The sequence below is a fragment of the Bradyrhizobium sp. BRP23 genome (assembly GCF_020194135.1).
Classification (GTDB): Bacteria; Pseudomonadota; Alphaproteobacteria; order Rhizobiales; family Xanthobacteraceae; genus Bradyrhizobium; species Bradyrhizobium yuanmingense.
Genome location: NZ_JADYVW010000004.1, coordinates 130273 through 151043, shown reverse-complemented (window position 1 = coordinate 151043; position 20771 = coordinate 130273). Strand labels below are relative to the sequence as shown.

The window sequence follows — 20771 nt, the reverse complement described above, 5'->3', positions numbered from 1 at the left end:
CATAACATTTCGGCATGCAGAGGGTGCCATTATTCATTGGACGATGGAAGTATAGGTCTGCGATCTTTTTCATCAGGACTGGAGACAGCCCGCTTTTTCGGCAGATTGGAGGGGTTCAAACCTCCAGATCGCGCCAAAACCCGCCGAATGGGGGCCGGAGCCCTGATCGGAAGCGGATTGGCGCGGAAGGGAATGCGGCAACGCGCTTCAGCCAGCGAGACTCGTCGGCACGTCACCTCATTCCGGTATTGGAGATCGGTCCACATGAAGACTTTTCGCCTTCTGACCGCGGTCAGCATCGCAGCGCTCATTGCCGTCCCCTCGGTCGCCTCGGCCCAGCAGAAAACGCTCTACGTCGCCGGCTATGGCGGCTCGTTCGAGAAGACCATCCGCGACGAGGTGATCCCGGCCTTCGAGAAGGAGAACGGCGTCAAGGTTGAATACGTCGCCGGCAATTCCACCGACACGCTGGCCAAGCTCCAGGCGCAGAAAGGCAACCAGCAGATCGACGTCGCCATCGTCGATGATGGCCCGATGTACCAGGCCATCCAGCTCGGCTTCTGCGGCAAGCTCGACGGCCTGCCCGCCGATCTCTACGACACTGCGCGCTTCAAGGACGATCGCGCGGTCGCGATCGGCATCGTCGCCACCGGGCTGATGTACAACACGAAGGTGTTCAAGGAGAAAGGCTGGGCGCCGCCGACCTCGTGGAACGACCTGAAGGACACGAAATACGCAAAACAGCTCGTGATTCCACCGATCAACAACACCTACGGTCTCGAAGCGCTGGTGATGCTGTCGAAGATGAACGGCGGCGGCGAGACCAACGTCGAGTCCGGCTTCAAGATCTTCAAGGAGCAGATCAATCCGAACGTGCTGGCCTATGAGCCGTCGCCGGGCAAGATGACCGAGCTGTTCCAGTCCGGCCAGGCCGTGATCGCGGTATGGGGCACCGGCCGCGTGCAGAGCTTCGCCAATACCGGCTTCCCCGTCGACTTCGTCTACCCGAAGGAAGGCGCAGCGACGCTGCTGACCACGGCGTGCCCGATCAATAAGCCCAATGCTTCGCCGCTGGCTGCGAGCTTCGTCAAGATGCTGCTCGATCCGAAAACCCAGCTCGTGATGCTGAAGGATTACGGCTACGGCCCGGTGCTGAAATCGCTGGTGATCCCGCCCGAGCTCGGCAAGATGGCGCCGATCGGCGAGCGCGCGGCCAAGCTCTATAATCCGGACTGGACCGTGATCAACGAGAAGCGCGAGGAGTGGACCAAGCGCTGGAATCGCGAGGTCGAACGCTGATCGGTCGCCGCGGAGACAGCGCCATGGCCTATCTCGAGCTCGATCGGGTCGCAAAGCAGTTCGGCACGCAGACTGTGGTCGATGACTTCAGCCTGTCGGTGGGGAAGGGGGAGTTCATCTCCTTCCTCGGCCCGTCCGGCTGCGGCAAGACCACGACGCTGCAGATGATCGCGGGCTTCCTCGATCCGACGCGCGGCGCGATCCGCCTCGAGGGCAAGGACCTGACCGCGATCCATCCGGCAAAGCGCGGCCTCGGCATCGTGTTCCAGAGCTACGCGCTGTTTCCGCACATGACCGCGGCGGAGAACGTCGCCTTCGGCCTCGAGATGCGTGGCGTGCCGCGCGCTGAAAGGTCCGAACGCGTCCGCGCCGCACTCGCGATGGTGGGCCTCGCCGGATACGAGGATCGCCATCCGCGCCGCATGTCCGGCGGCCAGCAGCAGCGCGTGGCACTGGCGCGTGCGCTGGTGATCAAGCCCAGCGTGCTGCTGCTCGACGAGCCGCTGTCGAACCTCGACGCCAAGCTGCGCGAGGAGATGCAGATCGAGCTGCGCCAGATCCAGCGCACCGTCGGCACCACCACGATCCTGGTCACGCATGACCAGAACGAGGCGATGTCGCTGTCGGATCGCATCGTGGTCATGAGCCAGGGCAAGATCGAGCAGATCGGCACGCCACAAGAGACCTATGAAAGGCCGGCCTCGGCCTTCGTCTCGCAATTCCTCGGCAAGACCAACGATTTTGCCGGAACGATCGACCGGACCGTCGCGCCGACGCAGTTGGTGGCCGGCTCCTGGCGCGCACCGGCGCCGGCCGGGCTGGGCGGCCCCGTCACCGTCAGCATTCGGCCCGAAAGAATCGGCTTTGGCGATACGGGGCTGGGCGCAAAAATCATCACGCGCATCTTCCAGGGCAATCACTGGCTGTTCCAGTGCGACAGTGAATGCGGCCCGGCGATCGTGATCCGCCAGAACGACGGCAAAGCGCAGCCGGCCGAAGGCGACGCGGTTTGCCTCACCTGGCGGCCCGAGGACATGAGCGTGCGCGCGAGGGCCGGCGCATGAGCATGGCGGCCGAGGAGCGCAGCCTGCGCGCGCCATGGGTGCTGACCGCGCCCGCCTTGATGCTGTTCGTCGGCGTGCTGCTGATTCCGTTGGCGATGACGGTGATGCTGTCGTTCCACGATTGGGGCCAGTACAAGGGCATCGAGCCGGTCTTCATCCTCAAGAACTGGCACGAGATCGCGACCGATCCCTATTACGCCGAGATGTTCTGGCGGACCTTCCGCATCGCCATCCTGACCACACTGCTCACCGCGCTACTCGGGGCACCCGAAGCCTATATCCTCAACCGCATGAGCGGCCGCTGGAAGAGTTTTTTCCTGCTGGTCATTCTCGGGCCGCTTCTCATCTCCGTGGTGGCGCGCACGCTGGGCTGGGCCCTGCTGTTTGGCGGCAACAACGGGCTGGTCAACAAGCTCCTGATCTCGCTCGGGCTGATCGGCTCCCCCATTCCCTTCATGTTCACCGAAACAGGCGTGGTGATCGCGCTCGCGCATGTGATGATGCCGTTCATGGTGCTCTCGGTGTGGGCGGCGCTGCAGCGGCTCGATCCGCAGATCGAGAATGCCGCGATGTCGCTCGGCGCGGGCCCTGCGACCATCATCCGCCGCATCATCATGCCCCAGATCATGCCGGGCGTGCTGTCGGGCGCCATCATCGTGTTCTCGCTCTCGGCCAGCGCCTTCGCAACGCCTGCGATCATCGGCGGCCGCCGGCTCAAGGTCGCGGCAACGCTCGCCTATGACGAATTCCTCAACACGCTGAACTGGCCGCTGGGCGCTGCGGTCGCAACGCTGCTGCTGGCCGCATTGGTGCTGATCGTCGTCGGCAGCAACGCACTGATCGAACGCCGCTATGCGGAGGTGTTCCGATGAGCCGGAACGGTCCGCTCGCGCTGATCTTTCACACCATCTTCGTCATCGTCATGGTGGCGCCGATCCTGGTGGTCTGCCTCGTCGCCTTCACGCCCGAAGGTTTTCTGTCGCTGCCGACCAACGGGTTTTCGCTGCGCTGGTTCAAGACGATCCTGAATTACCCCGAATTCATTCACGCCTTCTGGGTCAGCCTGGGCCTTGGCGCGTTGTCCTCCCTCGTGGCGCTGCTGTTCGCGGTGCCGGCGGCGCTGGCGATCGCGCGCTATCGCTTCCGTGGTCGTGATGTGCTGGCGGCGCTGTTCCTGTCGCCGCTGATGATCCCACATGTGGTGCTCGGCATCGCCTTCCTGCGCTTCTTCACTTCGGCCGGTCTCGGCGGCAGCTTCGCGGCGCTGATCGTCGCGCATGTCATCATCGTGTTCCCGTTCGCGCTGCGGCTGACGCTGGCGGCGGCGACCGGCATGGACCGCACGGTCGAGATGGCGGCGGTCTCGCTCGGCGCCGGCGGCTGGACGCTGTTCCGCCGCGTGACCTTGCCGCTGATCCTGCCCGGCGTGATTAGCGGTTGGGCGCTCGCCTTCATCCAGTCCTTCGACGATCTCACCATGACCGTCTTCCTTGCTGCGCCCGGGACCGAGACGTTGCCGGTCCGCATGTTCCTTTACATCCAGGACAACATCGATCCGCTCGTGACGTCGGTCTCGGCCTGCGTGATCGCAATCACCATGGCCGCCCTCATTTTGCTCGACCGCTTCTACGGGCTCGACCGTGTGCTCGCTGGCAAGGGCGATACGGGACGATAGGAGAACTCATGTCAGGAGATTACGACGTCGCCGTCGTCGGCGGCGGACTGCTCGGCTCCGCCATTGCCTGGGGCCTCGGCCGGCTCGGCAAGAAGGTCGCCGTGCTCGACGAAGGCGACATCACCAAGCGCGCCTCGCGCGCGAACTTCGCATTGGTGTGGGTGCAGAGCAAAGGGCTCGGCATGCCGGCCTATACGCGGTGGACCGTGCAGGCCTCGCAGGCGTGGGGCCGGCTGGCCTCCGAGCTGAAGCAGCAGACCGGCCTCGACGTCGCCCTGCAGCAGAACGGCGGTTTTCATCTCACGCTCGGCGAGGACGAATTCGGCCAGCGCACCGAGCTCGTCAAGCGCATGCACAACCAGGTCGGCGCGGCCGACTACAAGATGGAGATGCTGCGGCCGTCCGAGGTGAAGGAGGCGCTGCCGCTGATCGGCCCCGAGGTCTCCGGCGGCAGCTATTGTCCGCTCGACGGCCACGTCAATTCGCTGCGCACCTTCCGCGCCTTCCACACCGGCTTCATTGCGTTCGGCATCGACTATTTTCCGGAGCGTCCGGTCTCGGCGATCAGCAAGAGCGGGGGCGAATTTCGGCTGATCACGCCGCAGGGCGAGCTGCGCGCCGCCAAGATCGTGCTCGCCGCCGGCAATGCCAACCAGGCGTTGGCGCCGATGGTCGGCCTCTTTGCGCCGATGGGCCCGACGCGCGGCCAGGTCGTCGTGACCGAGCGCACCATGCCGTTCCTGCCGCATCCGCTGACCACGATCCGCCAGACCGACGAGGGCACGGTGATGATCGGCGACAGCAAGGAGGACGAGCTCGATGATCGCACGCTGAAGCCGTCGATCAGCGGCGTCATGGCCGATCGCGCGCAGCGCATGTTTCCGCATCTGGCGCGGCTCAACGTGGTCAGGAGCTGGTCCGGAATCCGCGTCATGCCGCAGGACGGCTTTCCGATCTACGATCAGTCGGAGACGCATCCCGGTGCCTTCGTCGCCTGCTGCCATTCCGGCGTGACGCTCGCCTCCAACCACGCCTTCGAGATCGCGCGCATGGTGGCGCAGGGCGCGCTCGAGCCGGAGCTGGTCGGCGCGTTCTCGGCCAGCCGTTTTGGCGGCGCAGGTGCTGCGAACAGCAGCGGCTACTAGAGATTCTGAGAAGGAGCCAAGAGGCATCCCCATGTTCAAGCGATCCGAACAGGACAAGCGGCCACAGGTGCAGATCTTCGTCGACGGCGTCGCGGTCGCAGCGCGCCAGGGCGACACCGTCTCCGCCGCACTGCTGGCCTCCGGCGTTGACGCACGGCGTTCCACCGCGGTGAGCGGCGCGCCGCGTCTGCCTTATTGCATGATGGGCGTCTGCTTCGACTGCCTCGTCACCATCGACGGCGTCGGCAACCGGCAAGGGTGCCTCGTGCCCGTCGCCGAGGGCATGCAGATCGAAATCCAGAAGGGCAAGCGGGAGATCGGAAAATGAGCGTGGCTCCCAAGCGCGAAAACTATGACTTCGTGGTGATCGGCGCCGGGCCCGCGGGCCTTGCGGCTGCCGCAACATCCGCCAAGGCCGGCCTCTCGACGCTGCTGCTCGACGAGAACATCGGCCCCGGTGGCCAGGTGTTTCGCGCCATCGCCTCGACGCCGGTTACCGAGCGCAATCAGCTCGGCGCCGATTATTGGGTCGGGGCCGATCTCGTGCAGTCGCTGCGCGCGAGCAATGCGGAGGTCATTCACCGCGCCACCGTCTGGAGCCTCGACCGCAATCTCGATATCGCCGTCTCGATCGGCGGCGCCTCGGCCTTCGTCAAGGCGAAACGCGTGATTCTCGCGACCGGTGCGCTGGAGCGGCCGTTCCCAATTCCCGGCTGGACGCTGCCGGGCGTGATGACCGCGGGCGCGGCGCAGACCATGCTGAAGTCCTCGGCGCTGGTGCCCGACGGACGCACCGTGATCGCAGGGCAGGGGCCGCTGCTCTGGCTGCTCGCCGCGCAGATACTGCGGCTTGGCGGCCGCATCGATCGCATCCTCGACACCACCCAGCGCGGCAATTATTTCGCTGCGCTCCCGCACGCTTTCGCCTTCCTCACCTCGCCCTATTTCGCCAAGGGCCTGTCGATGATGCGCGAGGTGAGGGCGAAGGTGCAGGTCGTCTCCGGCGTCACCGAGCTTGCGGCTTCCGGTGATGGCCAGCTTGCCAGCGTGAGCTACGTCGCCGGCGGCAAGCGCGAGACCATCGCTGCGGACCTGTTGCTGCTGCATCAGGGCGTCGTGCCCAACGTCAATCTGGCGATGTCAGCCGGCATCGAGCATCGCTGGGATGATCTGCAATTGTGCTGGTCGCCAGTGCTCGACGCGAGCGGCAATTCGTCGGTCGCCGGCATCGCGATCGCCGGTGACGGGGCCGGCATCGGCGGCGCGAGTGCAGCCGTGGTGCGCGGTCGCATTGCCGCGCGCGCCGCCGTCGAAGCACTGGCGCCCGCTTCTGCCGCAAAACTTCCCGCAATGGCGACGCTCCGTTCCGACCTCGCCAAGGCTGAGCGTGGTCGCCTGTTCCTCGACACGCTGTTCCGCCCCGCGCCGCAGTTCCGGATTCCTTCAGGCGATACCATCGTCTGTCGTTGCGAAGAGGTCACGGCAAAGGACGTTCTCGATTCCGTCGCGATCGGCGCGACCGGGCCGAATCAGCTCAAGGCCTATCGCCGCACCGGCATGGGCCCGTGCCAGGGCCGGCTCTGCGGCCTCACCGTCACCGAGCTGATGGCGGGGGCGCGCGGCAAGACCCCGCAGGAGATCGGTTACTACCGGCTGCGCGCGCCGGTGAAGCCGATCACGCTGGCCGAACTCGCCGCCGTTCCCAAGAGCGAGGCCGACGTCAAGGCTGTGGTGCGCGGATGAGCACAAATGTGGATGCGATCGTCATTGGCGGCGGCATCCACGGGTGCTCGACCACGCTGCATCTGTGTCTCGCCGGCCTGAAGCCGGTGCTGATCGAGAAGGACTATGCCGGCCGTCACGCCTCGGGCGTCAATGCCGGCGGCGTCCGGCAGCTCGCGCGGCACATTCCCGAGATTCCGCTGTCGATCCGCTCGATGGACATCTGGGAGAAGATCACGGATCTCGTCGACGACGATTGCAGCTTCGAGAGCTACGGCCAGGTGCTGGTCGCCGAGAACGAGGAAGAACTCGCCCTCTGCCGCGCGCGCGTCGCCGAGCTCAATGCGCTGGGCTTCACCCACGAGGAGCTGATCGACGCCGCCGAACTGCGCCGGCTGGTGCCGGCGGTGGCCGAGACCTGTCCCGGCGGTGTGGTTTCTCGGCGTGACGGTGCGGCCAATCCGGCGCAGACGACGACGGCGTTCCGCCGCAAGGCCGAGCAATTGGGCGCAACTGTGCGCGAAGGCGTAGCTGCCGGCAGCATCCGGCACCGTGACGGCCTCTGGCACGTCGATGCCGGGTCGGAGAGCTTTGCCGCGCCGGTGCTGGTGAATGCTGCCGGCGCCTGGGCCGGCAGGATCGCGGCTCATCTCGGCGAGCCCGTCCCGGTCGAAACCGTGGCGCCGATGCTGATGATCACCTCGCGCGTGCCGCACTTCATCGACCCCGTCGTGATCCTGCGTGGTCGAAAGCTGTCCTTCAAGCAGTTCAAGAACGGCACCGTGCTGATCGGCGGCGGCCATCTGGCGACGCCCTATCAGGATCGCAACGAGACGGTGCTGGACTGGAAGAGCCTTGCGACCAGTGCGCAGACCGTGTTCGAGCTGTTTCCGGTGATGCGCAGCGCCAACATCGTCCGTGCCTGGGCCGGCATTGAAGCCAAGATGAAGGACGACATTCCCGTGTTCGGGCCGAGCTCGCGTCACAAGGGCCTCTATCACCAGTTCGGCTTCTCGCTGCACGGTTTCCAGCTCGGCCCTGGCGCCGGCGCCGTGATGGCGGAACTGATCGTCAACGGCGGCACCCAGACCCGTATCGGCGAACTCGGCATCGACCGCTTCCACCCTTCCACGCTCTAAACAAGAGGATATCATGAGCATCACCCGCAGCATCCGCACGCCCATCATGCACCGCGCCGTCGAAGCCAATGGCTTCGTCTTCCTCGGCGGCACGATCGCCGACGACACCTCGGTCTCGATGGGCGAGCAGACCCGCAACATCCTCGGCAAGATCGCCGGCTATCTGAAAGAGGCGGGAACCGACAAGAGCCGCGTGGTCAGCGCCTCGATCTTCGTCACCGATCTCTCCAAGAAGAAAGAGATGGACGCGGCCTGGACCGAATTCTTCGGCGACAACCTGCCGACCCGCGCCACCGTCGGCGTCGCCGATCTCGGCGGCGGTGCGCTAATTGAGGTGGTGGTGACCGCGCTCAAGGGCTGATGGTGCACGGCGAGGAAGGACGACAGCGCCCATCACGCCTGTTGTCTCCTCGTGCCGCGCCTTGATCTCGCCCTTTGATGGGACTAGTTAGAGAGTTCCTCAATGAGGATCTTCGCAGCCATGGATTTCACCCCGACCGCAACGCCCATCCGCCTTGCTCACGGGGAATTCCATGCCTGCTTCAATCATCCTGTCGAACCTGTCGCTGTCCACGCCTGACGGGCGCTCTCTCTTCTCAAACCTCGATCTGACATTCGGCGCCGAGCGAACTGGTCTCGTCGGCCGTAACGGCGTTGGCAAGACGACGCTGCTTGCGTCGATGCTCGGCGAACATATTCCTCAGTCGGGACGCGTTCTGATCAACGGCACTATCGGCTTGTTACGCCAGGACGTGCAGGTTCTTGCCGGCGGGACCGTGGCGGATCTGTTCGGCGTGCGGCCGGCGCTCGAGTTGCTGCGCCGTGCCGAGCGGGGCGACGCCTCCGCCGACGAGGTCGCTGCGGTCGACTGGACGCTCGAGACGCGGCTTGAGGCCGCGTTGGCGCGCCTCGGGTTCGATCCGTCTCCCGATACGGCGCTGTCGTGCCTGTCCGGTGGCCAGATCACGCGGGTTCGTCTCGCCGCGCTGGTGTTCGCTGCGCCTGACTTCCTGCTGCTGGACGAGCCCACCAACAATCTCGACCAGGACGGACGCAAGGCCGTCACCGATCTGCTGTCTGCCTGGCGCGGCGGCGCGATTATCGTCAGCCACGACCGGACACTGCTCGACACCATGGATGCGATCGTCGAACTGACGTCGCTCGGCGCGACGCGATATGGTGGCAATTGGAGCAGCTTTCGAACGCAGAAGGCCATCGAGCTCGCGGCTGTGAGGCACGATCTCGCGCATGCCGAGAACCGCCTGTCCGAGATCGACGGGAGGGCGCAGGAGGCCGCGGAGAAGAAAGCGCGCAAGGACAGCGGCGGCAGAAAGAAGCGCGCCAAGGGCGACATGCCGCGCATCCTGGCCGGCGCCCGCAAGGATCGCAGCGAGGACACCGGCGGCAAGAATGCGCAAATCGCGGAGCGGCAGCGCGCGGAGGCGCTTCAAGCCATCGACACGGCGCGCCGGCGCATCGAGGTTCTTCAGCCGCTCTCGGTCAAATTGCCCGCAACCGACCTGCCGGCGGGGAGGGAAGTGCTTTGGCTTGACGGTGTCAGCGCTGGCTTTTGGCCGGAGCAGCCTGTCGTGCGCGACCTCTCATTTGCGGTGGTCGGGCCGGAGCGCGTCGCGCTGGTCGGGCCCAATGGCTCCGGCAAGACGACGCTGCTGAAGCTCATCGTGGGCGAGCTGCGTCCGCTTGCGGGCATCGTGCGGATCAGGCCGGATTTCGCGTTGTTCGACCAGAAGGTCAGCCTGCTCGACCCGGCGCGCTCCATTCTGGACAATTTTCGGCGTCTCAATCCGAAGGCCGGTGCGAACGAGTGCCATGCCGCGCTGGCCCGGTTCATGTTTCGCGCCGATGCCGCCTTGCAAATCGCCGGGAGCCTGAGCGGCGGGCAAATGTTCCGCGCGGGCCTCGCTTGCGTGCTGGGCGGGCAGCCGCCGCCGTCGCTGCTGATCCTGGACGAGCCGACCAATCATCTCGACTTCGAGTCCATCGAAGCCGTCGAGGCCGGCTTGCGGGCCTATGACGGCGCACTGCTGGTCGTCAGCCATGACGAGGCGTTCCTGCAGGCGATCGGGATCACGCGGTGGATCGAACTTGCCGCCAATTTGCCGCGCATCGATGGCGGGATCGTCTGATCCCGCTTGGCGCTCTGGATCTGGCTGTGATTTTCAAAAGCCCGACGCCCTGCCCCCAGCGCGTCGGGCGGAAAAAAATGAGTATAAATCCGTGATCCCAACGCCATTGTTGTGACGCGGGCCGCATCGATTTTCTACTCCGGGAAACTACCGCATCGGAACCAGGCTTCGTCTGCCCACCGATTGCGCGGCCTAGGATGCCGCGCCTCCACCCGGCTCCAGCGCCTCGCCGATCTCCAGCGGATGCGCCATGGTCTCGTGCAGCGCGTCGCGGTCGAGCTCGCCTTCGGAGATGCTGATGACCACGCAGGCAACGCCATTGCCGATCAGGTTGGTGAGCGCGCGGCATTCACTCATGAACTTGTCGATGCCGACCAGGATCGCGATCGACTGGATCGGGATATCAGGCACGATCGACAGCGTCGCAGCGAGCGTGATGAAGCCGGCGCCGGTCACGCCCGAGGCCCCCTTGGAGGTGATCATGGCGATGCCCAAAATGCCGAGCTCCTGCCAGATGGTCAGATGGGTGTTGGTCGCCTGCGCCAGGAACAGCGTCGCCAGCGTCATGTAGATGTTGGTCCCGTCGAGGTTGAAGCTGTAGCCGGTCGGGATGACGAGGCCGACCACGGAGCGTGAGGCGCCGAGATGCTCCATCTTCTGGATCATCTGCGGCAGCACGGTCTCGGAGGACGAGGTGCCGAGCACGATCAAGAGTTCGTCCTTGATATAGGCGATGAAGCGCAGGATCGAGAAGCCGGCGAGCCGGGCGATCGAACCCAGCACGATCAGCACGAACAGGATACTGGTCAGATAGAACGTGCCGATCAGCGCGGCGAGATTGAGCAGCGAGCCGAGGCCGTAGGCGCCGACGGTGAACGCCATGGCGCCGAAGGCGCCGATCGGCGCGACGCGCACGATGATGCGGATGATGCCGAAGAACATCTTCGCCGCCTTGTCGATTGCGTCCGCGATGGGCTCGCCGGCCTTGCCGAGAAAGGCGATGGCGAAGCCGGAGAGAATCGAGATCAGCAGGACCTGCAAGAGGTCGCCGCGCGCGATGGCGCCGAGATAGCTGTCGGGAATGATCGCCATCAGGTGGGCGACGATGCCCTCTTCCTTGGCCTTGGTGACGTAGGTCGCCACCGAATTCGGGTCGATCGTGGCTGGATCGATGTTGAAGCCGTGCCCGGGCTGGAGAATCTCGCCGACCAGAAGGCCGACCGCGAGGGCCACGGTCGAGACCGTCTCGAAATAGATCAGCGATTTCAGCCCGACCCGGCCGACCCGCTTCAGATCGCCCATCGAGGAGATGCCGTGCACCACGGTGCAGAAGATCACGGGCGCGATCATCATCTTGATCAGCGCGATGAAGCCGTCGCCGAGCGGCTTCAAGGCCTTGCCGAGATCGGGATAGACATAGCCGATGAGCACGCCGAGTGCGATCGCGATCAGCACCTGGACGTAGAGGATCTTGTACCAGGGCTGGTGCCGGCGCTGGATGGCTGACGGGATCGCAATCTGTGTCATAATGTAGGCTCGGGAACGGATTGATCGTGCATGATTTGCATCATGTGATGGGCGCCGCAGAAGCGACAATCACATTTTTGTCTGTTGGCACGACCATCGGTCGTTGCGTCGAACTTGGGTGGAAACATGACGATCGCAACAGGCTCGGACGAGCAGAGTTATTTTCCACGTTGGAAGCTCAAGACCTCGGGCGTGATCATGCCGGAGGAGCGGCTGTCCTGGGGCCAGACCATCGTCTCGGGTCTTCAGCATTGCGTCGCGATGTCCGGTGCGACGATCATCGCGCCGCTGCTGATGGGGTTCGATCCCAACGTTGCAGTTCTGTTCTCCGGCGTCGGCACGCTGATCTTCTTCGTCATCGTCGCAGGGCGCGTGCCGAGCTATCTCGGCTCGAGCTTCGCCTTCATCGCCGTCGTCATCGCCGCCACCGGCTATGCCGGGCAGGGGCCGAACCCGAACCTGTCGGTTGCGCTCGGCGGCATCGTCGGCGCCGGAGTGCTGTATGGCCTGATTTCGCTGGTCGTGATGTGGTCCGGTGTCGGCTGGATCGAGCGGCTGCTGCCGCCGGCCGTTACCGGCGCTGTCGTCGCCGCGATCGGTCTCAATCTCGCGCCGGTGGCGGTCAAGGCAGTGAGCGCCAATGCCTTCGACACCTGGATCGGGCTCGCCACCGTGCTGATCATCGGCGTGGTGGCCGTTGCAGCGCCAGGCCTGTGGCGCCGCCTGCCGATCATCCTCGGCGCTGTCGGCGGCTATCTCTTGTACCTGCTTTTCGCGAACGGCCTCGGTTTCAGCAAGCCGATCGATTTCACGCAATTGTCGGCCGCGCCGTGGCTCGGGCTGCCGAACTTCACTGCGCCGAGCTTCCATGCCGATGCGATCTTCCTCATCGCGCCGGTTGCGGTCATTCTCGTTGCCGAGAACCTCGGGCACATCAAGGCCGTGGGCGCCATGACGGGCCGAAGCCTCGATTCTTATCTTGGCCGCGCCCTGTTCGCCGACAGCTTAGCTACCATCGTGGCGGCGTGCGGCGGTGGTACCGGCGTCACCACCTATGCCGAGAACATCGGCGTGATGGCGGCGACCAAGGTCTATTCGACCCTGCTGTTTGCGTTCGCAGCCCTGGTGTCGATCCTACTCGGCTTCTCGCCGAAATTCGGCGCGCTCATCCTGTCCATCCCGGGTCCCGTCATCGGTGGGCTTTCGATCGTGCTGTTCGGATTGATCGCGGCGATGGCCGGACGAATCTGGGTCGAGAACAAGGTCGACTTCGCTAATCCTGCGAACCTCATCACGGTCGCGGTGGCGCTGATCGCAGGGGCCGGCGATCTCACGCTCAAATTCGGTGCATTCACGATCGGCGGCATCGGCACCGCGACCTTCGGCGCGATCATCCTCTATCAGATCTTGACCTCGCCGCGCGCGCAGCGAGCTGACTAGATCCCGGCATCTGCGAGGGATGGAACAAAACGCCGGTTCCATCCATGATGATGCATCCCGGAGAAAACACATGCCGCAAACCGAACGCTCGACCCCGTTTCCCTCGCGCCTCGTCGGCCAGTACGCGCTGGTGACCGGCGCCTCACAAGGCATCGGCCGTGCCGTCGCCATCCGGCTCGCCCAGGAAGGCGCGACCGTCGCCATCAATTATTTCGGCAGTCCCGAGGGGGCGGACGAGACGCTCGCGCTCGCACGAACCGCATCGAGCGATCGCGGCCACGGCAGGCTCGACCATATCGTCGTCAAGGCCGATATCGGCAATGAGCAGGACATCGCCGCGATGTTCGAGACGGTCCTGGCGCGTTTCAAGCGCCTCGACTGTCTCGTCAACAATGCCGGCTTCCAGCGGGAATCGCCGAGCGAGGCGCTCGACGTCGAAACCTATCGCCGCATCATCGACGTCAACCTGAACGGCGCCGTGCTGTGTGCGCAGAAGGCGCTGGCGCATTTCGTCGCGCGCGGGGCAGGCGGCAGCATCATCAACTGCTCCAGCGTCCACCAGATCATCCCCAAACCCGGCTATCTCGCTTACTCGATCAGCAAGGGAGGCATGGCCAATCTGACGCGCACGCTGGCGCTGGAATTCGCCGGCCAGCGCATCCGCGTCAACGCGGTTGGTCCCGGCGCGATCGACACGCCGATCAATGCGGCCTGGACCGGCGATCCGGAGAAGCGCGGCGTCGTCACCTCCCACATTCCGATGGGGCGCGTCGGCACGCCGGAAGAGATCGCCGCGGTGTTCGCCTTCCTCGCCTCGGACGACGCCAGCTACATCACCGGGCAGACTATCTATGCCTGCGGGGGCCTGACGCTGTTTCCAGAGTTTCGGGAGAACTGGGCAAGCTGAAAACCGGCTTGGGGTTGCGCGCACCTCGCGTGGGATAGAGGGGCGCGACCGGTTGGGGATCTGCGGCGCCGTGTGCTATCGACCGTGGATGGCGCTGCCGCTATTGGCGGGCGCCGACACGTGAAGGGCCCGTGACCACAACCATCAACATCAATGCCTATAGTGACGCGCTGGTGGTGCTCGGGACTGCCGGCGTGGTGGTGCCAATGGTCCGGCATTGGGGCATCAATCCCGTGCTGGGCTATCTCGGGGCCGGCGCCATTCTCGGTCCGCTCGGGCTCGGCTCGCTCGTCAAGGACGTCCCGGTCCTGTACTGGTTCACCGTGACGGACGCCCAGAACGTCGAGGGTATCGCCAATCTCGGCATCGTGTTCCTGCTATTCCTGATCGGGCTCGAGCTGTCTTTCAGACGGCTCATGACGATGCGGCGTCTGGTGTTCGGGCTCGGCGGCCTGCAAGTCCTCGCGACGTCGGCCATGATTTTCGGCGTGGCGCTTCTCTTCGGGCAGAGCTCCGATACGGCCGTGATCCTCGGCGCGAGCCTTGCGCTGTCCTCGACGGCGATCGTGCTCGAGCTCCTGTCCGCCGAGAGGCGGCTTTCCACCTCGGCCGGGCGCGCCAGCTTCTCGGTGCTGCTGGCTCAAGACCTCGCAGTCGTCCCCATTCTGGTTTTCGTCTCGGTGCTCGGCGCGGGAAGCGGTGGCTCGGTCGTGGCGCACATCTCCAGTGCGGTCCTGAAGGCTGTGCTGGCGGTAGCCTTCCTCACTCTGGTCGGACGGCTGCTGATCCGTCCGCTCTTCCAGATGGTCGCAGGCACCCATTCGACGGAGTTGTTCGTTGCCGCGACCTTGTTCGTCATCGTCGGCGCAGGCCTTGCCGCCCACCAGGCTGGCCTGTCGATGGCGCTCGGAGCCTTCGTTGCAGGACTGATGCTGGCGGAAACCGAATATGGCAAGGCCATCGAGGCCACCGTCGAGCCGTTCAAGGGCCTGCTGCTGGGCATCTTCTTCTTCACAGTCGGGATGGCGATCGACGTCCGTGTGTTCCTGCGCGAGCCCGGCTGGCTGCTGGCCGCCGTCGTCGGCATTCTCGTCGGCAAGGCGATCGTGCTGATCATCCTGGGGCGCCTCTTCAGGCTGTCATGGCCCGCGGCGATCGAGATCGGCTTCCTGCTGGGCCCCGTCGGCGAATTCGCCTTCGTCAGCATCGGAATGGCGGCGGCCGGAGGCATGATCGAGCCCCGCGTGTCGAGCTTTGCCGTCGCCGTCACCGCCGTGACGATGGCCCTGACGCCGCTTCTGGGCATGCTCGGGCGACGATTGGCCGCGAAGCTGAGCAGCGAACGCACGCCCGATCCCGAGCTCGCGGTCCGGCCGCCCGGCGACCGGGCGCAAGCCATCGTGGTCGGCTATGGCCGTGTTGGAAAGGTCGTCTGCTCCCTGCTGACCAGCCATGGCCTGAACTACATCGCGGTCGATCACGCGGCCGTCGACGTGGCGCGCGACCGCCGCGACGGTCACAAGGTCTATTTTGGCGATGCGACAGAGCCGGGTTTCCTCGAAGCCTGCGGCTTGATGCAGACGACCGGCGTGATCATCACCATCCAGTCGCGGCCGGCGATCGATGCCGTCGTCGAGCGGATCCGGGCGGTGCGGCCGGACGTGCTGATCGTCTCGCGTGCGCGGGACGCCGATCATGCCCGGCACCTTTACGCGATCGGCGCAACCGATGCGGTGCCGGAGACCATCGAGGCGAGCCTGCAGCTCTCCGAAGCCGCACTGGTCGGCCTCGGCGTTGCGGTCGGGCATGCGATCGCCTCGGTGCACGAGAAGCGGGACGAGTTCAGGCTGACGCTGCAGCAGGCCGCGCGGATCGCGGGACAAGAGAAAGCTCGTCCGCTCGATCCCACGGGACGACGGTCGCCGCGATAGCGGCTATGCATGCGCCGGGATTGTCGTCATCTGGCAAAACGGGCCGGCGCGAACTACATCATGCGCCATGACGAATGCCCCTCCGGCAAAACCTCCGCTCCAGGATTTTATCGGCCGGCACGAACGCCTGTTCGTGCTGACCGGCGCCGGCTGCAGCACCAATTCCGGGATTCCCGATTATCGCGATAGCCAAGGCAATTGGAAGCGGACCCAGCCGGTCAATTTCCAGACCTTCATGTCGGACGAGCCAACCCGCCGGCGCTATTGGGCGCGCAGCCTGATCGGCTGGCGGCGGTTCGGCCGGGCGAGGCCGAACGATGCGCATCATGCGCTGGCCCGGCTCGAGGCGAACGGCCGGTGCGGGATGCTGCTGACCCAGAACGTCGACCGGCTGCATCAGTCGGCCGGCCACCGCCAGGTGATCGACCTGCATGGCCGGCTCGATCTGGTCCGCTGCATGGGCTGCGGGGCGAAGACGCCGCGCGAGGAGTTTCAGCACGCGCTCGGCCGCGCCAATGCGGCATGGTTGACACTCGATGCCGCCGATGCACCCGACGGCGACGCCGATCTGGAGCACGAGGATTTTTCTTCCTTCGAGGTGCCGCCTTGCGAAGCCTGCGGCGGCATCCTCAAGCCCGACGTGGTGTTCTTCGGTGAGAACGTGCCGCGCGAGGTGGTCGCCACGGCGCAGGATCATCTGGCAGAGGCCGATGCCATGCTGATCGTCGGCTCATCATTGATGGTCTATTCCGGCTTCCGCTTCGTCCAAGCCGCCGCGCGGCGCAATATCCCCATCGCCGCGGTCAATCTCGGCCGCACCCGCGCCGACGATCTCCTGACGCTGAAGGTTGAGGAGCGCTGTGAAGCGGCGCTTGCATTCCTGCTCTGATCGCTCAGGCGCGAACACGCCTTGCCTATTGCATAGGTGCCGCGCAAAATAGCCGGGCACAGCGTTGCAGGCATGTCTCATGGCACGGGAATTGCTGCGCTTTTGGACCCGAACTTGACGATCAGCACGGAGAAATTGGAATGCTCGAGGGAGCCGAGGTGCGGCTTGCCGTTGATATCGGTGGCACGTTCACCGATATCGTGCTGGACGTGGGACAAGACCGCAAAACCCGCAAGGTGCTGACGACGCCGCAGCGCCCCGAGCAGGCGGTGCTGGACGGCATGCGGCTCATTCTTGCCGATGCACGCGCGCATATCAGCGATATCGACGTCTTCATCCACGGCACGACGCTCGCGACCAACGCGATCATCGAGCGGCGCGGCGCCAAGACGGCGCTGATCGCAACCGAAGGCTTTCGCGACGTGCTCGATATCGGCACCGAGAGCCGCTACGACCAGTACGATCTCAGCATCGACAAGCCGAAGCCGCTGGCGCCGCGCAACCTCCGCTTCACCGTTCCCGAGCGCATCGACGCCCATGGCGCCATCCGCCTCCCGCTCGACGAGACGGCCGTGCGCGCGCTCGCGCCGAAATTGCGTGAACTCGGCGTCGAGAGCGTCGCGGTCGCCTTCCTGCACTCCTACGCCAATCCCGAGCACGAGCGACGCGCAGCGGCGATCATGGCCGAGGAGATGCCCGGCATCTCCGTCACATTGTCTTCCGCCGTCTGTCCCGAAATTCGCGAGTATGAGCGCACATCGACTGCGGTCGCGAACGCCTATGTGCAACCCCTGATCGACGGTTATCTCGCCCGCATGGCTGACGCCCTGCAGGTCGAGCAGTTCCGCGGCGCGATCTACCTCGTCACCTCAGGCGGCGGCGTCACCTCGATCGAGACGGCGCGGCGCTTTCCAGTGCGTCTCGTCGAATCCGGTCCTGCGGGCGGCGCGATCTTCGCGGCGCAGATCGCGGCGCGCCTTGGCGAGAGCAAGGTGCTCTCTTTTGACATGGGCGGCACCACCGCAAAAATCTGCCTGATCGAGAAATACCAGCCCGAGACCTCGCGCGTGTTCGAGGTCGATCGCGCCGCGCGTTTCCTCAAGGGCTCCGGCCTGCCGGTGCGCATCCCCGTGATCGAAATGGTCGAGATCGGCGCCGGCGGCGGCTCGATCGCCCATGTCGACGCGATGAAGCGCGTCACCGTCGGCCCGGAGAGCGCCTCGTCGGAGCCGGGACCGGCCTGCTATGGCCGCGGCGGTCAGCGCCCCGCGGTGACGGATGCCGACGTTGCGCTCGGAATGATCGATCCTGACGCCTTTGCGGCCGGCACGATCAAGCTCGATCCGGAGCTGTCGAAACAGGCGCTGCTGCGCGATGTCGGTGCGCCGCTCGGCCTGTCGGCGGAAACAGCGGCTTATGCCGTGCACGAGGTGGTCTGCGAGAACATGGCGAGCGCCGCGCGCGTGCACGCTGTCGAGCGCGGCGCGGTGGTCGGCCAGCACACGCTGATCGCCTTCGGCGGCGCCGCGCCGCTGCATGCGGCGCGCGTTGCCGAGAAGATCGGCGTCTCCCGCGTGATCGTGCCCTCGAACGCCGGCGTCGGCTCGGCGGTCGGATTTCTGGCGGCTCCCATCGCGTATGAATTGGTGCGCAGCCGTCACGTCCGGCTCGATGATTTCGATACCGAGGCGGTCTCTGACTTGCTTCAGGACATGGTGACCGAAGCGCGCGCGCTGGTCGAGCCGGGCGCGGCCGGCGCGCCGGTGCGCGAGCGCCGCGCGGCTTTCATGCGCTATGTCGGCCAGGGCCACGAGATCACCGTCGAGCTGCCGAACCGTCCGCTGACGACGGCCGATCTCGCCGGTCTGCGGCAAAAGTTCGAGGCCGACTATTCGGCGATGTTCGAGCGACCGATCCCGGGCGCGGCGATCGAGGTGTTGAGCTGGTCGGTGCTCGCGACCACGGAGGCGCGCAATCCGCCCGCCGTCGCTTCCGTGGCGCGCCAGCCCGCGGCCAAGGCGTCCGGCAGCCGAAAATTCTTCGACGGCCGGGCCGGCGAAGTGATCGAGATCCCGCTCTATCGGCGCGAGGACATGGCGCCAGGGGCGACCATCGCAGGCCCCGCCGTGATCGCGGAAGACGAAACCTCGACCTTCGTCTCCACCAGTTTCGACGCCCATATCGACGGTGCCGGCAGCATCGTCATGGAACGAAAGGCGGCCTGATCATGAGCAAGGCAAATGGCGCGAGCCTGATCGACCTTCAGATCATGTGGCACCGGCTGATCGCCGTGGTCGAGGAGCAGGCGCAGGTGCTCTTGCGCACCGCCTTCAGCCCGATCGTGCGCGAATGCGGCGACCTCTCGGCCGGCGTGTTCGACCTCAGGGGGCGGATGCTGGCGCAGGCGGTGACCGGCACACCCGGCCACGTCAACTCGATGGCGGAATCGGTCAAGCACTTCATCGCTCACTTCCCGATCGAGACGATGAAGCAGGGCGATGCCTACATCACCAACGATCCCTGGATGGGGACCGGTCATCTCAACGATTTCGTCGTCACCACGCCCTGCTTCAAGGACGGCAAGGTCGTCGCACTGTTCTCCTGCACCAGCCATCTCATGGACATCGGCGGCATCGGCTTCGGGCCCGATGCCACCGACGTGTTCATGGAGGGGCTCTACATCCCCATGCTGAAGCTGATCGACCAGGGCGTCGTCAACGAGACGCTGATGGCGATGATCCGCACCAACACGCGGCTGCCGATCGACACCGAGGGCGACACCTATTCGCTCGCCGGCTGCAACGACGTCGGCTGCGAGCGCCTGGTCGAGATGATGAGCGAGTTCGGCATCGACACGCTCGACGAGCTCGGCGACTACATCTGCGACCGCTCGCGCGAGGCGGTGCTGGCCGAAATCGCCAAGCTGCCGAAGGGCAGCTGGCGCAACACCATGGTGGTCGACGGCTATGATGCGCCGGTGACGCTGGCGGCGACGCTGACGATCTCGGATACCGGCATCCACGTCGATTTCGACGGCACCTCGGCGGCCTCGAAGTTCGGCATCAACGTGCCGCTGTCCTACACCACCGCCTACACCGTGTTCGGCCTCGGCTGCGTCGTCGCCTCGCAGATCCCGAATAATGCCGGCTCGCTCTCGCCGCTGACGGTGTCGGCGCCGGCTGGTGCCATCCTCAATGCGCCAAAGCCGGCGCCCGTGGCGTCGCGCCACGTCATCGGCCAGATGCTGCCGGACGTCGTGTTCGGCTGCCTGCGCCAGATCATTCCCGAGCGCGTGCCTGCGGAAGGCACCTCCTGCCTGTGGAATCTCAACGTGCGCGGCCAGACCCGCTCCGGCGCCGGCGGCAATTACGGGTTCTCGATGGCAGTCACCTCCAACGGCGGCACCGGTGCGCGCTTCGGCAAGGACGGGCTGTCGGCGACCGCTTACCCAAGCGGCGTGCGCGGCACGCCGGTCGAGATCGCGGAGACCCAGACGCCGCTGATCTTCTGGCGCAAGGAGCTGCGCCCGGATTCCGGCGGGGCAGGGCGCACCCGCGGCGGCCTCGGCCAGATCATCGAGGTCGGCAGCGGGGTCGATGCGCCGTTCGACATCCTCGCCGCGTTCGACCGCATCGATCATCCGCCGCGCGGTCGCGATGGCGGCGGGAACGGCGAGGCCGGCTATGTCGGTTTGAAGTCCGGCAAGAAGCTGCGCGGCAAGGGCTTTCAGCAGGTGCCGCCGGACGACCGGCTGGTCGTGCTGACGCCCGGCGGTGCCGGCATCGGCGATCCCAGGGAGCGCGATCGCGCGGCCGTCAACGACGACGTCGCAAGCGGTCTCGTGTCTTCGGAGAACGCAGTCAAGGTCTATGGGTACGCGCGTTGA

17 protein-coding genes are annotated in these 20771 nt (G+C 65.6%); 16 read left to right on the top strand and 1 reads right to left on the bottom strand.

Annotated elements, in window-relative coordinates; translation table 11 throughout:
- Window positions 1-264: 264 nt before the first annotated feature.
- The 10 genes from I6F24_RS12205 (at window position 265) to I6F24_RS12160 (ending at window position 10191) form a co-directional block, all read left to right on the top strand.
- Entirely contained in the window at window positions 265-1299 is a 1035-nt protein-coding gene (locus I6F24_RS12205; protein ID WP_035998434.1) for an ABC transporter substrate-binding protein, read from the top strand.
- Window positions 1300-1322: 23 nt separating this feature from the next.
- Entirely contained in the window at window positions 1323-2363 is a 1041-nt protein-coding gene (locus I6F24_RS12200; protein ID WP_036041403.1) for an ABC transporter ATP-binding protein, read from the top strand.
- Entirely contained in the window at window positions 2360-3235 is an 876-nt protein-coding gene (locus I6F24_RS12195; RefSeq protein ID WP_225149255.1) for an ABC transporter permease, read from the top strand. Before I6F24_RS12200 ends, I6F24_RS12195 begins: the two co-directional genes overlap by 4 nt.
- Window positions 3232-4038, top strand: a complete 807-nt coding sequence (locus I6F24_RS12190) for an ABC transporter permease (RefSeq protein WP_225149254.1) — start codon at window positions 3232-3234, stop codon at window positions 4036-4038. The genes I6F24_RS12195 and I6F24_RS12190 overlap by 4 nt, the downstream gene beginning before the upstream one ends.
- 8 nt (window positions 4039-4046) lie before the next feature.
- The gene (locus I6F24_RS12185; RefSeq protein ID WP_225149253.1) at window positions 4047-5183 is read left to right on the top strand and encodes an FAD-dependent oxidoreductase; all 1137 of its coding nucleotides are present in this window, start codon (window positions 4047-4049) and stop codon (window positions 5181-5183) included.
- Between the two features lie 31 nt (window positions 5184-5214).
- Window positions 5215-5511, top strand: a complete 297-nt coding sequence (locus I6F24_RS12180; RefSeq protein WP_025034065.1) for a (2Fe-2S)-binding protein — start codon at window positions 5215-5217, stop codon at window positions 5509-5511.
- Window positions 5508-6926: a (2Fe-2S)-binding protein gene (locus I6F24_RS12175; protein WP_225149252.1), complete on the top strand. Its 1419-nt coding sequence runs from the start codon at window positions 5508-5510 to the stop codon at window positions 6924-6926. Before I6F24_RS12180 ends, I6F24_RS12175 begins: the two co-directional genes overlap by 4 nt.
- Window positions 6923-8044: an FAD-dependent oxidoreductase gene (locus tag I6F24_RS12170; RefSeq protein WP_036021805.1), complete on the top strand. Its 1122-nt coding sequence runs from the start codon at window positions 6923-6925 to the stop codon at window positions 8042-8044. Before I6F24_RS12175 ends, I6F24_RS12170 begins: the two co-directional genes overlap by 4 nt.
- Before the next feature lie 13 nt (window positions 8045-8057).
- Complete coding sequence (locus I6F24_RS12165; RefSeq protein ID WP_028138431.1) at window positions 8058-8405, top strand: RidA family protein; 348 nt, start codon at window positions 8058-8060, stop codon at window positions 8403-8405.
- A gap of 172 nt (window positions 8406-8577) precedes the next feature.
- Window positions 8578-10191: an ABC-F family ATP-binding cassette domain-containing protein gene (locus tag I6F24_RS12160; protein WP_225149251.1), complete on the top strand. Its 1614-nt coding sequence runs from the start codon at window positions 8578-8580 to the stop codon at window positions 10189-10191.
- A gap of 192 nt (window positions 10192-10383) precedes the next feature.
- On the opposite strand, the gene I6F24_RS12155 is transcribed toward I6F24_RS12160, so the two are convergent.
- Window positions 10384-11718 carry a dicarboxylate/amino acid:cation symporter gene (locus tag I6F24_RS12155; RefSeq protein WP_036021811.1) on the bottom strand — a complete coding sequence of 445 codons (1335 nt, stop codon included), beginning with the start codon at window positions 11716-11718 and terminating at the stop codon, window positions 10384-10386.
- Window positions 11719-11844: 126 nt separating this feature from the next.
- On the opposite strand from I6F24_RS12155, the gene I6F24_RS12150 reads away from it, so the two are divergent.
- From I6F24_RS12150 to I6F24_RS12125, 6 genes are all read left to right on the top strand, one after another.
- Window positions 11845-13158 (top strand): solute carrier family 23 protein, encoded by a 1314-nt coding sequence (locus I6F24_RS12150; protein ID WP_035998458.1) that lies wholly within the window; start codon window positions 11845-11847, stop codon window positions 13156-13158.
- 70 nt (window positions 13159-13228) lie between these two features.
- The gene (locus I6F24_RS12145) at window positions 13229-14065 is read left to right on the top strand and encodes a glucose 1-dehydrogenase (RefSeq protein WP_035998460.1); all 837 of its coding nucleotides are present in this window, start codon (window positions 13229-13231) and stop codon (window positions 14063-14065) included.
- A gap of 131 nt (window positions 14066-14196) precedes the next feature.
- The gene (locus tag I6F24_RS12140) at window positions 14197-15996 is read left to right on the top strand and encodes a cation:proton antiporter (protein WP_036021818.1); all 1800 of its coding nucleotides are present in this window, start codon (window positions 14197-14199) and stop codon (window positions 15994-15996) included.
- Between the two features lie 67 nt (window positions 15997-16063).
- Complete coding sequence (locus I6F24_RS12135; RefSeq protein WP_036021820.1) at window positions 16064-16885, top strand: NAD-dependent protein deacetylase; 822 nt, start codon at window positions 16064-16066, stop codon at window positions 16883-16885.
- A gap of 140 nt (window positions 16886-17025) precedes the next feature.
- A complete protein-coding gene (locus tag I6F24_RS12130; protein ID WP_225149250.1) occupies window positions 17026-19110 on the top strand; it encodes a hydantoinase/oxoprolinase family protein in 2085 nt (694 codons plus the stop codon).
- A 2-nt stretch (window positions 19111-19112) separates the two neighbouring features.
- Window positions 19113-20771 (top strand): hydantoinase B/oxoprolinase family protein, encoded by a 1659-nt coding sequence (locus I6F24_RS12125; RefSeq protein WP_225149249.1) that lies wholly within the window; start codon window positions 19113-19115, stop codon window positions 20769-20771.

Excerpts from the sequence above, each read along its gene's own strand:
- I6F24_RS12190 (WP_225149254.1), top strand. The coding sequence starts at position 3,232 with ATGAGCCGGAACGGTCCGCTCGCGCTGATCTTTCACACCATCTTCGTC.
- I6F24_RS12200 (WP_036041403.1), top strand. The coding sequence starts at position 1,323 with ATGGCCTATCTCGAGCTCGATCGGGTCGCAAAGCAGTTCGGCACGCAG.
- I6F24_RS12175 (WP_225149252.1), top strand. The coding sequence starts at position 5,508 with ATGAGCGTGGCTCCCAAGCGCGAAAACTATGACTTCGTGGTGATCGGC.
- I6F24_RS12150 (WP_035998458.1), top strand. The coding sequence starts at position 11,845 with ATGACGATCGCAACAGGCTCGGACGAGCAGAGTTATTTTCCACGTTGG.
- I6F24_RS12130 (WP_225149250.1), top strand. The coding sequence starts at position 17,026 with ATGCTCGAGGGAGCCGAGGTGCGGCTTGCCGTTGATATCGGTGGCACG.
- I6F24_RS12195 (WP_225149255.1), top strand. The coding sequence starts at position 2,360 with ATGAGCATGGCGGCCGAGGAGCGCAGCCTGCGCGCGCCATGGGTGCTG.
- I6F24_RS12125 (WP_225149249.1), top strand. The coding sequence starts at position 19,113 with ATGAGCAAGGCAAATGGCGCGAGCCTGATCGACCTTCAGATCATGTGG.
- I6F24_RS12155 (WP_036021811.1), bottom strand. The coding sequence starts at position 11,718 with ATGACACAGATTGCGATCCCGTCAGCCATCCAGCGCCGGCACCAGCCC.
- I6F24_RS12145 (WP_035998460.1), top strand. The coding sequence starts at position 13,229 with ATGCCGCAAACCGAACGCTCGACCCCGTTTCCCTCGCGCCTCGTCGGC.
- I6F24_RS12185 (WP_225149253.1), top strand. The coding sequence starts at position 4,047 with ATGTCAGGAGATTACGACGTCGCCGTCGTCGGCGGCGGACTGCTCGGC.
- I6F24_RS12165 (WP_028138431.1), top strand. The coding sequence starts at position 8,058 with ATGAGCATCACCCGCAGCATCCGCACGCCCATCATGCACCGCGCCGTC.
- I6F24_RS12205 (WP_035998434.1), top strand. The coding sequence starts at position 265 with ATGAAGACTTTTCGCCTTCTGACCGCGGTCAGCATCGCAGCGCTCATT.
- I6F24_RS12180 (WP_025034065.1), top strand. The coding sequence starts at position 5,215 with ATGTTCAAGCGATCCGAACAGGACAAGCGGCCACAGGTGCAGATCTTC.
- I6F24_RS12160 (WP_225149251.1), top strand. The coding sequence starts at position 8,578 with ATGCCTGCTTCAATCATCCTGTCGAACCTGTCGCTGTCCACGCCTGAC.
- I6F24_RS12135 (WP_036021820.1), top strand. The coding sequence starts at position 16,064 with ATGACGAATGCCCCTCCGGCAAAACCTCCGCTCCAGGATTTTATCGGC.
- I6F24_RS12170 (WP_036021805.1), top strand. The coding sequence starts at position 6,923 with ATGAGCACAAATGTGGATGCGATCGTCATTGGCGGCGGCATCCACGGG.